Source organism: Clostridium grantii DSM 8605 (assembly GCF_900129965.1).
In the GTDB taxonomy this organism is placed as follows: Bacteria; Bacillota; Clostridia; order Clostridiales; family Clostridiaceae; genus Clostridium_AF; species Clostridium_AF grantii.
The window spans coordinates 37,630-51,638 of the sequence record NZ_FQXM01000020.1 but is presented as its reverse complement, the minus strand read 5'-3'; the positions used below and the strand labels follow the sequence as shown (position 1 = coordinate 51,638).

The 14,009-nt window shown below is 29.7% G+C and carries 12 protein-coding genes and 1 pseudogene; 2 read left to right on the top strand and 11 right to left on the bottom strand.

Annotation, left to right across the window (positions count from 1 at the left end):
- Positions 1–28 precede the first annotated feature (28 nt).
- The 8 genes and pseudogenes from BUB83_RS15345 to gltB form a co-directional block, all read right to left on the bottom strand.
- On the bottom strand, positions 29–1,441 hold the full coding sequence (locus tag BUB83_RS15345; protein WP_073339434.1) for a HAMP domain-containing sensor histidine kinase: 1,413 nt from the start codon (positions 1,439–1,441) through the stop codon (positions 29–31).
- The gene (locus tag BUB83_RS15340) at positions 1,434–2,120 is read right to left on the bottom strand and encodes a response regulator transcription factor (RefSeq protein WP_073339432.1); all 687 of its coding nucleotides are present in this window, start codon (positions 2,118–2,120) and stop codon (positions 1,434–1,436) included. Before BUB83_RS15340 ends, BUB83_RS15345 begins: the two co-directional genes overlap by 8 nt.
- 182 nt (positions 2,121–2,302) lie before the next feature.
- Positions 2,303–3,700 (bottom strand): ATP-binding protein, encoded by a 1,398-nt coding sequence (locus BUB83_RS15335; protein WP_073339431.1) that lies wholly within the window; start codon positions 3,698–3,700, stop codon positions 2,303–2,305.
- A gap of 155 nt (positions 3,701–3,855) precedes the next feature.
- Positions 3,856–3,984: pseudogene (locus BUB83_RS15330) on the bottom strand (ATP-binding cassette domain-containing protein); the annotation flags it as partial.
- A 1-nt stretch (position 3,985) separates the two neighbouring features.
- The gene (locus BUB83_RS15325) at positions 3,986–4,291 is read right to left on the bottom strand and encodes a nucleotidyltransferase domain-containing protein (protein WP_073339429.1); all 306 of its coding nucleotides are present in this window, start codon (positions 4,289–4,291) and stop codon (positions 3,986–3,988) included.
- Positions 4,288–4,695 (bottom strand): nucleotidyltransferase substrate binding protein, encoded by a 408-nt coding sequence (locus BUB83_RS15320; protein ID WP_073339427.1) that lies wholly within the window; start codon positions 4,693–4,695, stop codon positions 4,288–4,290. Before BUB83_RS15320 ends, BUB83_RS15325 begins: the two co-directional genes overlap by 4 nt.
- Positions 4,696–5,015: 320 nt before the next feature.
- Positions 5,016–6,452, bottom strand: coding sequence for a glutamate synthase subunit beta (locus tag BUB83_RS15315; RefSeq protein ID WP_073339426.1), 1,437 nt, complete (start codon positions 6,450–6,452; stop codon positions 5,016–5,018).
- A 14-nt stretch (positions 6,453–6,466) separates the two neighbouring features.
- Positions 6,467–10,981, bottom strand: a complete 4,515-nt coding sequence (gene gltB, locus BUB83_RS15310) for a glutamate synthase large subunit (protein WP_073339424.1) — start codon at positions 10,979–10,981, stop codon at positions 6,467–6,469.
- 561 nt (positions 10,982–11,542) lie between these two features.
- On the opposite strand from gltB, the gene BUB83_RS15305 reads away from it, so the two are divergent.
- Together BUB83_RS15305 and BUB83_RS15300 are read left to right on the top strand one after the other, a co-directional pair.
- On the top strand, positions 11,543–11,752 hold the full coding sequence (locus tag BUB83_RS15305) for an H-type small acid-soluble spore protein (protein ID WP_073339423.1): 210 nt from the start codon (positions 11,543–11,545) through the stop codon (positions 11,750–11,752).
- A 5-nt stretch (positions 11,753–11,757) separates the two neighbouring features.
- Positions 11,758–11,958 carry a hypothetical protein gene (locus BUB83_RS15300; protein WP_073339422.1) on the top strand — a complete coding sequence of 67 codons (201 nt, stop codon included), beginning with the start codon at positions 11,758–11,760 and terminating at the stop codon, positions 11,956–11,958.
- Between the two features lie 106 nt (positions 11,959–12,064).
- Here BUB83_RS15300 and BUB83_RS15295 read toward each other — a convergent pair whose 3' ends face one another.
- The 3 genes from BUB83_RS15295 to BUB83_RS15285 all read right to left on the bottom strand — a co-directional run bounded on the left by BUB83_RS15295 (position 12,065) and on the right by BUB83_RS15285 (position 13,988).
- On the bottom strand, positions 12,065–12,406 hold the full coding sequence (locus tag BUB83_RS15295; RefSeq protein ID WP_073339420.1) for a hypothetical protein: 342 nt from the start codon (positions 12,404–12,406) through the stop codon (positions 12,065–12,067).
- Positions 12,407–12,475: 69 nt separating this feature from the next.
- Complete coding sequence (locus tag BUB83_RS15290; protein ID WP_073339419.1) at positions 12,476–13,114, bottom strand: hypothetical protein; 639 nt, start codon at positions 13,112–13,114, stop codon at positions 12,476–12,478.
- Between the two features lie 10 nt (positions 13,115–13,124).
- Positions 13,125–13,988, bottom strand: a complete 864-nt coding sequence (locus BUB83_RS15285; protein ID WP_073339417.1) for an ABC transporter ATP-binding protein — start codon at positions 13,986–13,988, stop codon at positions 13,125–13,127.
- Positions 13,989–14,009: the final 21 nt, after the last annotated feature.

The following is a 14,009-nucleotide window of genomic DNA, read 5'->3' as shown; positions in this document are numbered from 1 at the left end:
AGAAATAGTGAAGAAAAATCAAAGCTTTTTATTCACTAAAATATAAGTTAAAAATACTCCCTTTTCCCAATGTGCTCTCCACAGAAATATTCCATTGATGAAGTTGAACCAGCTTCATTACTATATAAAGTCCTATGCCGCTTCCTTTTTTATCAAAAGCACGAGATTTATCAGCAGTATAAAAATTATCAAATATAAAATTTATATGCTTATCCGAAATGCCTAATCCGTTATCAGTAATTTTTATGCCTCTACTTTGTTCATCATTTTCGTTAAAAGTAGTTATACTTACATATCCACCTGCAACCCCATATTTTATAGAGTTATCCACTAAATTAATTAAAATTTCTTTAATGCAACCCCTGTCCCCTTCTATAGTAAAGTCATCTGCACAATAATTCTCTAGCTTAATACTTTTATCCTTTGCCAAAGGCATTAATAATTTATATACTTCATATATTTCCTTTTTTAAATTTATAACTTCTTTTTGAATCTTTGTTTCTTCAAGTCTGCTTGCTGTTAACAGAGAATTTACCATTATTGAAAGTCTAGTAGTTTCTTCATATATATCATTCATATATTCTATGTAGGTGTCTTTCTCATCCTTATCATCTAAGGACTCAATTAAAACTCTAATTGCAGCTAAGGGGGTCTTGAATTCATGAGATACAGAACTAACAAACTCCCGTCTATTCACATCAATCTTATATAGTTCTTCACTCATATTATTAAAGGTATTAGCCAGCGTTCCTATTTCATCTTCTCTAATAATGTTAACCTTTGTGTTTAATTCCCCATTCTGAATTTTTCTGGAAGCTATGGTTAAAGTACGAATAGGCGCAACAATTTTTCTAGTACTTATAAAGGACAAAATTATAAAAAATAAAGATATAACCATAGATGTGAAAATCACTAGTTTATTAAAAGAGCTGACCTTACCCTTAATTATTTCAACATAAGCTGAAAAAAGAACAATATTCTCTATAGAATTTTCATTCATAATAGGGATAGCTATCATCATCATTTTCTTTCCCTTATATTCATAATATCCAACATTGCTTCCCATTGTTTCAATAACATTGCTAACTTCATTATTGTTTATAGTCTGATCTTTATAAACTCCAAAGTTATCCATTAAAACTAATCCTGAGCTATCCATCAATATTACTCTATCATCAAAATCTTCTACCTGTGTTGATAATAGCGGAATAAAATCCCCATAGCTTTGTGAGCTATACTCCTTCATAAAAGCTATGGTATCCACAATATTTGAATACCTCTCTTCATTTTTATCATATTGTGATTTGCTATAATTATAAATTAAAAGAGTATCTAAACAAGCTATTGATACTAGAAATATCAAACCATATGTAACTGACAACCTAACTGATAGTCTTTTGAAAAATCTATTCCTTATTCTCTTATAAATTTTTCTACCCATGGTTAGAATCCTTTCTAAAATAATACCCCACTCCCCATTTAGTAATAATATATTTAGGATCTGAGGGCTTGTCCTCTATTTTGCTTCTTAAATTTTTTATATGTACATCTACGGTCCTTGTATCAAAGCTAATCTCATCCCAAACAAGTTCAAATATTTGTTCTCTTGAAAAAACCCTACTTTTATTCTGAATAAGATAAAGCAGAATATCAAATTCTTTAGCTGTCAGAGATAATATATTACCCTTTTTACAAACTGTTCTTTCTACTTCATTTACACATAAATCTCCAGATTCAATAATGCTTTTAACTATGTTTGTTTTCTCCACTCTTCTACAAATAACTTTTATTCTAGTTATTAATTCACGTGTATGAAAGGGTTTGGTCACATAATCGTCTGCCCCAAATTCTAATCCTAAAATTTTATCTATATAATCATCTTTTGCAGTTAGCATAATTATTGGTACATTACTATCTTCCCTAATCCTTTTGCATAAAGTCATCCCATCTATCTCTGGTAACATAAGATCTAAAAGAATAAAATCTATTGCCCTAGTTTTTAATTGCTTTAATGCTTCTTTTCCATCATAAGCTACAAATACAGTATACCCTTCTTTTTCAAGGCTTTTTCTTAAGCCTTTTACAAGAAGTTTCTCATCATCCACTAATAAAATATTCATTGAGTATTTCCTCCTATAAACTTCTTAAAGTAGTAGTTTATATATATAATATATTAAAAGTTTGAAGAAATCTTTAATATTCGTAAAGAAAATGTAAAGAGAGTTGTTTGATTACAAATAACTCTCTTTTTACTAATAAAAAGCAACCAATAGTTTTCTCTCTCTATTGGTTACTCTCATACTTATATTTTATTGCTATTATTATCGAATTCTTTTAATAGTATATTTTCATTATCATGGGCAAATTTCTCAACTTCACAAGTAAAACCACTCTTAGAAAAAAATATATAATATTTATTTGTGTATGGTAGAATACTTGCTTTTTCTATTAAGTCATTTACAACTTTCATACCTAGCTTTTCATTTTTCCATTTACACTCTCCAATTAAAGCATTATCCTCCCCAATAGCAAGAATATCTATCTCTTCTTGCTGCTTTTTAATTGGATTATTTCCCCACCAACCGCCTATTTTTTCAAACACAAAGGGCAATTGAAATTTCTTATTCTTTCTTATTAAATAATCTATGCATATATCTTCAAAAATTCCTCCCAGGTAGTCACTAAAATAAGGCTCAATTTTTTTATCATAAGTATACTCTATCATTTCTTGGTCAATAAGACTTATATTACTGAATATAAATCTATACCAGAATTTAAACAGATTGTCCTTTAGTTTATATATAGTTTTTCTAGAATTATCTTTTTCACCAACAGGCACTTGTTTTTTTACTAATTGTAGCTCTATTAAGGATTTTAAATAATTAGCGCTCTTACTAGAATCTTCTCCAATTTTAGTGGAAATTTCATTGGATTTACTATACCCTAAAGCTATTGCTTCAATTATTGAATTATATATAGCTGGCTCTCTTAGTTCCTGCTTCAATAAATTCAATGGTTCCTCATGTAAATAACTTATTTTTTCTAATAAATGCTCTTTTATGTTTTCTTCAATGGATTTACTTTCTTCAAATTTTAATAAATATTGAGGTATACCACCTAATACCCCATAGGCTTTTACCTTTTCATCAAATTCTCTATTGGGGAAAAATTTTATACTATCAAAAAAATCAAAAGGCTCTATTTTAAGCTGAGCGGTTCTTCTGCCATACAAAGGACTTTTATAAGAAAGTACTTCTTTTTCCATAAAACTCATTGATGAACCACAAATCACAATATACAATTTTGAATCTTTTAGCGTGTGATCAATTAAATTTTGCAATATTGATGTTAAACTTTTATTTGAGGTTACTAAATAAGGAAATTCATCAATAACTAAAACAATTTGTTTCTCAGTGCTTTTACTTGCTAAAAACTTAAAAGCTTTTTCCCAATTCTCAAATGATGGCATAAATTTTGCCAAATCAAAATATTCCAAAATCGCTCTAGAAAATCGTTCTAATCCCATTTTATCATTATATTCTTCTGCAGCAAAAAAAATATATTCCTTTCCTTTACAAAATTCAATTAGAAGTCTAGTCTTGCCAACTCTTCTTCTACCGTACATAACAATAAATTGAAATTTATTTTCTATATATAGTTTATTTAATCTATCAATTTCAATATTTCTGGCTATAAACATATTTATCTCCTCCAACTGCTTTATAAATATAATTATACCCTAAAATAAACCACTTAATCAAGATTAACTTAATTACGATTAAGTTAATCTTGATTAAGTAGTTTTGAAATTCAGCTACTCTTATTATAAATTTCCTTCACTAGGATAAGCGTATCAACTTGCAATTTGTCCAGCCCATTCATTAGCTCATCCAATATAATTATTTTAGGATTTTCCATAATAGCTTGAGCAATTCCCAGCCTTTGTTTCATACCTAATGAATACTTTTTAACTTTCTTTTTACTTCTATCTCTCATAAATAATCTGCCCAACCCTTTGAATATGTTCACTTAAATCTTTATGCTCTAAATGTGTAAAATCAACAATATCAAAAAAATATGGCGTTGGACTAAATTCTTCAAGCATAGAATGAAGCCTGGCTACTACACTAAAATTTATCTTCTCACCAACAATAGCTATATCTATATCTGAACCTTGTTTATAATTACCTTTTGCTCTTGATCCAAATATTATTGCTTTTTCTATTTCATCAATATTACTAATGGTAGAAATTATATATTGTAAATCAATTTGTCTTAATCCAAACTTCATATTTCATCCCTCAATTTAGATTCAAGATTTTTTATCAATGGATAATAGTGAGTTTTGATTAGGTTTTCAGCTTCTATTGCATAATCTTCATTATATGTGTGTGCCATTAAATTTCTTTTTTGTAGTGCATCTATCCACATATGGCCTTCAATAATTAACCCAGTTTGAAAAGCAACTTGTATAGCAGATCTAGGACTTTTCACTTCAAATCCTTCTATTTCAAGATAATCCTTCATAGTTTTCCATGCTAATTCAAAAGTATATTCAAAACATTGAATCAAACCTTGAACTTCAAATTTATTTAATTCATCTTTCTGAATAAATTCAGTTAATTGTGAAGTAGCTTTTATGAAATTTGAATATCGTTGTTTCCAACGTATATCGTCATTAATATTTAAATCCATAATTTAATACCTGCTTTCATAAAAATAAAATATCTATACTCATACTATAATTATATACAAAACAGTTCTCGTTAACAACGTGCTATCAAAATTTTTCATCTTATCCAGAGCTGCTTTATAAATATAATTATAACCTTATAGCAAAATACTTAACCGTAATTAAGTTAATTACGATTAAGTTAATTATCAAATTTTATGATTATGTGTTATTTTTGAATACAAGAACAAAGGCATATATGCTTTTTTCCCAACGCTATAGGATAGAATTTATAAATTCCTATACTATAAAAAAAGTGCAGCTAATAGCTGCACTCATTTTATTATCCATTTAAATAGCTTTCTCCCATCAAGTATTCATCAACAAACTTAGCTGTTTTTCTACCATCTGAGATTGCTCTAACTACAAGAGACTGTCCGTTTTTCATATCTCCTGCAGTGAATATTCCTTTTTCGGAAGTCATATGATTCTCATCTGAGAAAACATTTCCTCTTCCATCATATTTTAATCCTAAGTCATTTAAAAGTCCTTCTTGCTGTGGATGTACGAATCCCATAGCAATTAAAACCAAGTCTACTTCAAATTCAAATTCACTATCTTTTACTTCTGACATAGTAAATCTTCCATTTTCATCTTTTGACCATTCCACTTTAACAGCTTTAACTCCAGTTACCTTACCATCTTTTCCAAATATCTCTTTGGTAGCCACGCTCCACTGTCTTTCACAACCTTCTTCATGAGAAGTTGTAGTTTTTAATGCTTTTGGATATAATGGCCAAGGTGTTGAAGGATCTCTTTCTTCTGGTGGTTTTGGAAGAATTTCAAATTGATATACTTTTTTAGCTTTATGTCTTACGGAAGTTCCAACACAGTCTGACCCTGTATCTCCTCCGCCAATTACAAGTACATTTTTGCCTTCAGCAGTTATATCAAACTTATCTATTTTTTCTCCTGAAACTCTTCTATTTTGACTTGCTAAAAAGTCCATTGCAAAATAAGTTCCTTCAAATTCTCTTCCTTTTATGATTAAATCTCTTGGAATAGTAGATCCCCCTGTTAAAACTACTGAATCATAGTTTTCTTTTAGTTCTTCTGCTTTAACATCAATACCAACGTTAACGCCAGCTTTAAATTCTATTCCTTCAGCTTTCATAAGATCAACTCTTCTTTGAACTACAGCTTTATCAAGTTTGAAATCTGGGATACCATATCTTAATAATCCACCAATCTCATTATTTCTTTCAAAAACCACAACTTCATGACCTACAGAGTTTAATTCAGCTGCAACAGCAAGCCCTGCTGGACCTGATCCAACTACTGCAACTTTTTTGCCTGTTCTTATTTTAGGTGGATTTGGTTTTATCCATCCTTCTGCAAAAGCTTTTTCTATAATACTTACTTCAATTTCTCTAATTGACACAGGTTGTTTGTTAACTCCTAGTGTGCATGATGATTCACAAGGAGCTGGACATATTTTACCTGTGAATTCTGGGAAGTTATTAGTAAGAGTAAGTCTTTTAAATGCTTTTTCCCAATTATCTTTATATATCATATCATTCCAATCAGGAATAATATTACCTAGAGGACATCCCCAATTACAGAAAGGAACTCCGCACTCCATACATCTTGCCGCTTGAATTTGAAGCTCTTCATCTGAAGATGGTATATATATTTCTTTATAATCCTCAACTCTTGCTTTTATATCTCTTTTCTTAAAATTCTTTCTTTTATATTCCTTAAATCCCGTTAGTTTTCCCATTATTCACACCCCCCTTATGAAGCCATCTCATTTTTATTATTTTTTTCAAATATTTCTCTGAAAGCTGTTGGAATTAATTTTACAAATTCTTGTTTGTTATTATCCCAATTTTCTAATATATTCTTAGCTTTTTCACTTTCAGTGTATTGATAATGTTCTTCTACAAGTGCTTTCACTTCTTCCAACTCTTCTTCTGTTAATTTTCTGTGTATTTCAAGCATTGGTTCAGTACAAGATTCTTCTAAATGGTCATTTTGGAATACATAAGCTATTCCACCACTCATACCAGCTCCAAAGTTTCTACCTGTTTCACCTAATACAACAACTCTACCACCAGTCATATATTCACAACAATGGTCTCCTACACCTTCAACTACAGCAATAGCTCCACTATTTCTAACTGCAAAACGCTCTCCAACTAATCCATTTACAAACAATTTACCACTAGTTGCTCCATATAATATTGTATTACCAGCAATATGATTTTCTTGTGCTTTAAATCCTGCATCTTTAGGAGTTTTCAGTATTACTTTTGCTCCAGATAAGCCTTTGCAAACATAATCATTTGCGTCCCCTTCTAAAGTCATAGTTAATCCATTAATTCCAAAAGCTGCAAAACTTTGACCTGCTGAACCATAGAAGTTTAACTTAATTGTATCCTCTGGAAGTCCTTTTGCTCCATAAGTTTTTGCTATAGCACCACTAAGCATTGCCCCAACAGTTCTATCTATATTATTAATTTCAAAACTGCCTACTACTTGTTTTTTACTTGTTAAAGCAGGTTCTGCTACAGAAATTAAATGATGATCCATAGATTTATCAATCTTGTGTTGTTGCTTTATAACACAATAAGGTTTGATTCTCTTAGGCATATCTGGTCTGTATAAAATTCTTGATAAATCAAGTCCATTTGCTTTCCAATGGTCAACCGCATCCTTTGTCTTGATTTTATCAACTCTACCAATCATTTCATTCATTGTTCTAAACCCAAGTTTAGCCATATATTCTCTTACCTCTTCAGCAATAAATGTAAAGAAGTTAACTAAATCTTCTGGTTTTCCTTGGAAGCATTTTCTTAAATCTTTATCTTGAGTAGCAACTCCCATTTCACAAGTATTTGTATGACAATGTCTTAGCATTGTACAACCCATGATTACTAAAGCTGTTGTTGCAAATCCATATTCTTCTGCTCCAAGTAAAGCCGCTATAACCACATCTCTACCTGTTTTAATTTGTCCATCTGTTTGTAGTCTAACTCTACTTCTTAAATTATTTAATAAAAGTACTTGGTGAGTTTCTGATAATCCTATTTCCCACGGAATACCTGCATTTCTTATAGAAGATAAAGGTGCTGCTCCTGTTCCTCCATCGTGTCCACTTATAGTAATTACATCAGCATGTGCTTTAGCAACTCCTGCAGCTATTGTTCCAACACCAACTTCTGAAACAAGTTTAACACTTATTCTGCTACTTGGATTTACACATTTTAAATCATAAATAAGTTGTGATAAATCTTCAATAGAATAGATATCGTGATGTGGCGGTGGTGAAATCAAATCTATACCAGGTGTTGAGTGTCTTATTTTCGCAATATATTCATTAACTTTCTTTCCAGGTAAATGTCCACCTTCTCCTGGTTTTGCTCCTTGAGCAACTTTTATTTGAAGTTCATCTGCATTCACAAGATAATTAGTTGTAACTCCAAATCTACCTGAAGCAACCTGTTTTATAGAACTACGTCTGTTATTTCCATTACCATCTAATTTGAATCTTCTTTCATCTTCTCCACCTTCACCGGAGTTTGATCTTGCACCAATTCTATTCATAGCTATTGCAATAGATTCATGAGCTTCTTTACTAATAGAGCCTAGAGACATTGCCCCTGTACAGAATCTCTTCAAAATTTCACTTACTGGTTCAACTTCCTCTATTGGGATTTCATTATAGTTTTTAAATTCAAATAACCCTCTAATTGTACATAAGTTTTTGCTTTGATTATTAATTAACCCAGCATACTCTTTATACAAATTATAATCATTTTCTCTAGAAGACACTTGAAGTTTATATATAGTATCTGGATTAAACAAGTGAAATTCCCCTGTTTTTCTCCAAGCATATAATCCTCCAACGTCTAATTCTGAAACTGGTTTTCTTAATCTATCAAAAGCTTTCTTGTGGCGAATTAGCACTTCTTCTGCAATAGTATCTAATCCTATTCCACCTATTCTTGTAGGCGTTCCACAGAAATATTTATCTACTATTTCATTACTTAACCCCAATGCTTCAAAAATCTGAGCTCCATGGTAACTTTGAACTGTACAAATCCCCATCTTAGAAAGAATTTTAAGTAATCCTTTATTAATAGCTTTTATAAAGTTAGTTTCAGCTTCTTCCACTGTTTTTCCAACTATATCTTTTTCTGTTACCATGTCTTTTATAGTTTCAAAAGCAAGATAAGGATTAACAGCCGTTGCTCCATAAGCGATTAATTGAGCAAAATGAGTGGTTTCTCTAGCTTCTCCTGTTTCAATTATAAGAGATATTTTTGATCTAGATTTTTCTTTTATTAAATGATGTTGAATAGCTGATACTGCAAGTAAACTTGGTATAGCTGCTTCATATCCATCTACTTTTTTATCTGTTAAAACTAATATGTTATATCCTTCTTTAACTCTTCTTGAAGCTCTCTCACATATAAGTTCTAAAGCATTTTTAAATCCTTCAATCCCACTATCTGCTTTAAAAGTTATAGGTATTGTTGTTGTTTTGAAATCTTTGTTTCTTATAGATTTAAATTTTTTCATATCTTTATTAGATAATATAGGAGATTCAAGCTCTATAAAAGTTCTATTATCTACTGAACTTTTAAGGATATTATCTTGAGCACCAATATAATTCATTAAAGACATAACTATTCCTTCTCTTATTGGGTCAATAGGTGGATTTGTTACTTGAGCAAACAATTGTCTAAAATAATTAAACATTAATTGCGGTTTATTGGATAATACTGCAAGTGGAGTATCATTACCCATTGAGCCTATAGGTTCTTTAGCATTTTCAGCCATATGTTTAAGTATTTTATTTAAATCCTCCATTGTATACCCAAATGCTTGCTGTCGTTCTTTTATAGTATCTTTATGAACTGTTGTTCCTTCGTAATTAACTTCTATATCATCTAAAGATTTTCTGCATTTTTCAACAATTTCTTCATAAGGTCGTTCCAATGCTATACCTTTTTTAATTTCTTCATCTCTAAATATTTTACCTACTGCAGTATCTACAATAAGCATTTCACCTGCTTCTAATCTACCTTTTTCTATAATTTCACTTGGCGCAAATTTAAGTACCCCATATTCAGAAGCCATAACGATTTGTCCACTGTTTGTAATTACATATTTAGCTGGTCTAAGACCATTTCTATCTAAAGTAGCTCCAACTCTTACTCCATCATTAAAGAAAACTGCCGCTGGCCCATCCCAAGGTTCTATTAATGACCCATGATATTCATAGAAAGCTTTTTTATATGAAGGCATTTCTTTATTATTTTCCCAAGCTTCTGGAATCAACATCATCAAAGCGTGAGCTGAATCTCTTCCATCATTTTTTAATAACTCAAATGCATTATCCAAAGAAGCTGAATCGGAACAATTTGGAGTTATAATAGGAAATAATTTTTTTATATCTTGATTAAAAGTTTCTGACTTTAAAACACCTTCTCTTGTATTCATCCAGTTTCTATTTCCTCTAATAGTGTTTATTTCACCATTATGAGCTAAATATCTAAATGGTTGAGCTAAATCCCAAGTTGGAAATGTATTTGTACTAAATCTTTGGTGTACTAAAGCTATAGCGCTTTTAAAATTTATATCATTTAAATCCAAATAAAACTTGCGTATTTGTTCAGGAAGTAAAAGTCCTTTATAAATAATAGTTTTATGAGATAATGTACATATATAAAAATACTCTGTTAATCTATCTAAGAGTCTATTAACTTCATTTTCAGTTCTTTTTCTAATAATATATAACTTTCTTTCAAATTCTTTTTCTGATAAATTCATTCTATCAATAAAAAGTTGTCTTATTATTGGTTGAGTTCCTTTTGCTGTTTCCCCAATTTCTCTATTGTCTGTAGGAACATCTCTCCACCCTAATGTCTTTAATCCTTCTTCATCAACAACTCTTTCAAAAATACCTTCACATTGATATCTAAGTGCTGGTTCTTTTGGTAAGAAAGTCATACCAACTGCATATTGCTCTTTTTCCGGTAATTCAATACCTATGTTTTCACAAGAGATTCTAAAAAATTCATCTGGTATTTGAACCATTATACCTGCTCCATCACCTGTTAATGGGTCAGCACCAACCGCTCCACGATGATCTAGGTTTGCCAATATTTCTAAACCTTTTTTAATAATGTTATGTTTCTTTTCACCTTTAATATTTGCAATAAATCCTACCCCACAATTATCTTTTTCAAACTGTGGATCATAAAGACCTTGTTTCTCTGGAAATCCCCTTTTACCATTCATATTAATTCCTCCTGACTAAATTGTATAACAGACCCCGATTATTTATATTTATACAAATAAGTTTAATTAACATTATATATTTAAAATTGCAATTTTTCAATATAAAAATTGCAATTTTTCTGTTTTTTCTTATTTAATTAGCAGTTTATTATTTTAAGTTGTTTATTTTTATTAAATTACCATCAAGCCCTCATAGCTTAATTTTGCTTTACACTCTTAATATAATTCATTTCATTTTCACAATACTCTTAATTAAAAATATTTGTAAATAAACTTTATTTGTGAAAATTTTATTTTTTTAAATTTCAAAATTAATGCTTAGTTTTATAGCAATATTTTTTTAATTATTCTTTATTCACATTATATTTGCATAAAAAAACTATAACTTTTTAAGACTAATTATTTCGCATTTTACACTTATTACAGTAAAAAGTCAATCGTAAATAATGGTGCCCAAAATAAATTAATTAAACTTTTGCATTGGTAATAAAAAATTACACATACTATCATTATATATATACCAAATTTAAATTAAATCAATATAAGAGAGGAGTATGATTAATGGAAGTAGAAAGATTAAAAGAAATTATATCATCATCTGATAATTTTAAGGTGACCTATAAAAATCACCCAGTATGGATAGAATCCTATGACACTGATGCAAACATTGCTGAGGTTAGACTTTTAGATAATCAAGGAATAGAAGGAGTTTATATAAAGGATTTAGTTGATACTGGGCAAGTTCTTGGAAAAGTTAAAGGCAGGAGGTAATAATTATGTTTTTAAACAGGAACGTTTATGAGTATAAAATTGGTGAACTTTCATTTAAATCTAATGAAACAAGAGGCACAGTAGAAGTTTTTGATAATACAGGAAGAATGGTTAAATTTAAAAGAACTGTTCCTAATAACTATAGCGATTTTCAAAGCTTAGCATTTAATATTTACAATGATATTGACGAAGATTACAGAAAGTAACCGGTGATTTTCTCCGAAAATTTTCGACTCATAAAAAAATAAAAACAAGAATTCCTTATTAGCAATATTCATAAGGAATTCTTATTTTTATTTACTATCCATTTATCTACGCTGGTTTCTTAACTCCATTATATCCATATCCCATAAATGCAGTGATAAGGCATACAATTCCTACAATAATAACTATCCACCATACCCATTTAGGGTGATTATTGATTTTCATAAACAGGTTAGTCTTAAAAACAGAATAATACTCTGTCCCCCAATTCCATAATCCATTAAATATACACAATATTCCAAGAATAATTCTGCTAATTATACCAACGTAATATACCTTATCCCCTTTTGTAATTATTAATACCGGTGCAATAACTAACAAAAAACATATCATTGGTATATTAATAATGAGATACATATTTTTAAACTTTTTAACATTCGACTCCTTCATGGAATTCACCCCTTTTACTCCTTATTTTGTAAATACAAATTAATTATACTACATATATTGGTTTGTAATCTACAAATTTTCTCCATGATATTTTATAAGAATAACATTAACTATGAGTAATATAATCCCACCTATTGCTAAATATATTTTTTCGCTAAAGCTATCTTTAAGCAAACTAAATAGATACAACTCTTTAGTGTACTTCCCCTTAGTAGAAAACTCGAAAAAATAGTAACTAAAAGCTATCATGTACCCAACTGATAAATTTTTCGTTAAATTATATGCCGTTAATGCCAAAAACCCTAAATAAATAGTGGTAACTAAACATCCAATGAAAACCTTATGGAAAGGGAAAATTCCCCCTTGATATTTTGCATACAAAAATAATACAGCTAATAAAAAACTTATTAACATTGTATTTATAAAAAATCTAATTAGAAATATATAATTAAATCTAAACTTCTTTGTATAGCTGAACTCTTCAATTAAATTATTTCTTTCAATACTTGTTATATAGGACAATAAAATTATTCCTATTATAGGCAAATAAAGTTCAGCTATTTTAGCAATTTGGGAATATTCTATATTGTTCAAGCTAAAGACAAAAGGCATTGCACCTACAAACAATGCCGCTACAATAGTGTTAACCCCAAACAATATCCTCGCATTATACTTAATTATTTTTATCATACTTTTAATGTTCACCATATAATCCAACCTATACTGCTTTCATGATTTGCATATAAGCATCTTCAATAGTTGGGTTGGCTTCAATAGCATTCTCATATGGTTTAGTGCTACAAAGAACTTTAGCTCGTATATTGTCTCCTTCAGACACAGTAGAAATCACTATATTATTCTTTCTGATTTCATCAATATCTTCTCTTTTAGTAATAATTGTCCACACCTTTTCCTTAGCAAGGCTTAACATATCCACAACTTTTCCAGAGTATAATATACTCCCTTTATCTAAAATAGCTAGATTTTCACAAGTAAATTCTATATCTTCTACAATATGAGTGGACAAAATAACAATTCTTTCAACTGAAAAATCTCTTAATAAATTTCTAAACCTTATTCTCTCTTCTGGATCTAATCCTGCTGTTGGCTCATCCACTATAAGTACTTTAGGATCATTTAATAATGCTTGTGCTATACCCAACCTTCTTTTCATACCACCCGAAAGATTCTTTACTTTTACTCTCAAGTCATTTTCCAAGTTTACTTTTTTTAATAAATCAATAACCAGGTTTTTTCGGGTTTTATTATTCTTAATGTCTGACAAAAGCGCCATGTAGTCCATAGCTTCATATACAGTCATATTAGGATACAAAGAAAATTCTTGAGGTAGATATCCAATACTATTTCTAATAAGCTGCCTTTTAGATATATCTATATCATTAATTGTAATATCCCCACCACTTTTGGTTGATATAGTAGTTAATATCCTCATTAATGTTGTCTTTCCTGCACCATTGGGACCTAATAGCCCAAACATTCCTTCACCAATTTCTAAATTTATATTATCAAGCACTATATTTTTTCCATAAAATTTATTTAAATTATTAATACTTATATTCATCTTTTAAACCACCTCTTTTAT

Bases quoted from the DNA above. Each gene is read 5' to 3' on its own strand.
- BUB83_RS15340 (WP_073339432.1), bottom strand. From the start codon at position 2,120: ATGAATATTTTATTAGTGGATGATGAGAAACTTCTTGTAAAAGGCTTA.
- BUB83_RS15315 (WP_073339426.1), bottom strand. From the start codon at position 6,452: ATGGGAAAACTAACGGGATTTAAGGAATATAAAAGAAAGAATTTTAAG.
- BUB83_RS15295 (WP_073339420.1), bottom strand. From the start codon at position 12,406: ATGAAGGAGTCGAATGTTAAAAAGTTTAAAAATATGTATCTCATTATT.
- BUB83_RS15325 (WP_073339429.1), bottom strand. From the start codon at position 4,291: ATGAAGTTTGGATTAAGACAAATTGATTTACAATATATAATTTCTACC.
- BUB83_RS15305 (WP_073339423.1), top strand. From the start codon at position 11,543: ATGGAAGTAGAAAGATTAAAAGAAATTATATCATCATCTGATAATTTT.
- BUB83_RS15335 (WP_073339431.1), bottom strand. From the start codon at position 3,700: ATGTTTATAGCCAGAAATATTGAAATTGATAGATTAAATAAACTATAT.
- BUB83_RS15300 (WP_073339422.1), top strand. From the start codon at position 11,758: ATGTTTTTAAACAGGAACGTTTATGAGTATAAAATTGGTGAACTTTCA.
- BUB83_RS15345 (WP_073339434.1), bottom strand. From the start codon at position 1,441: ATGGGTAGAAAAATTTATAAGAGAATAAGGAATAGATTTTTCAAAAGA.
- BUB83_RS15285 (WP_073339417.1), bottom strand. From the start codon at position 13,988: ATGAATATAAGTATTAATAATTTAAATAAATTTTATGGAAAAAATATA.
- gltB (WP_073339424.1), bottom strand. From the start codon at position 10,981: ATGAATGGTAAAAGGGGATTTCCAGAGAAACAAGGTCTTTATGATCCA.
- BUB83_RS15320 (WP_073339427.1), bottom strand. From the start codon at position 4,695: ATGGATTTAAATATTAATGACGATATACGTTGGAAACAACGATATTCA.
- BUB83_RS15290 (WP_073339419.1), bottom strand. From the start codon at position 13,114: ATGGTGAACATTAAAAGTATGATAAAAATAATTAAGTATAATGCGAGG.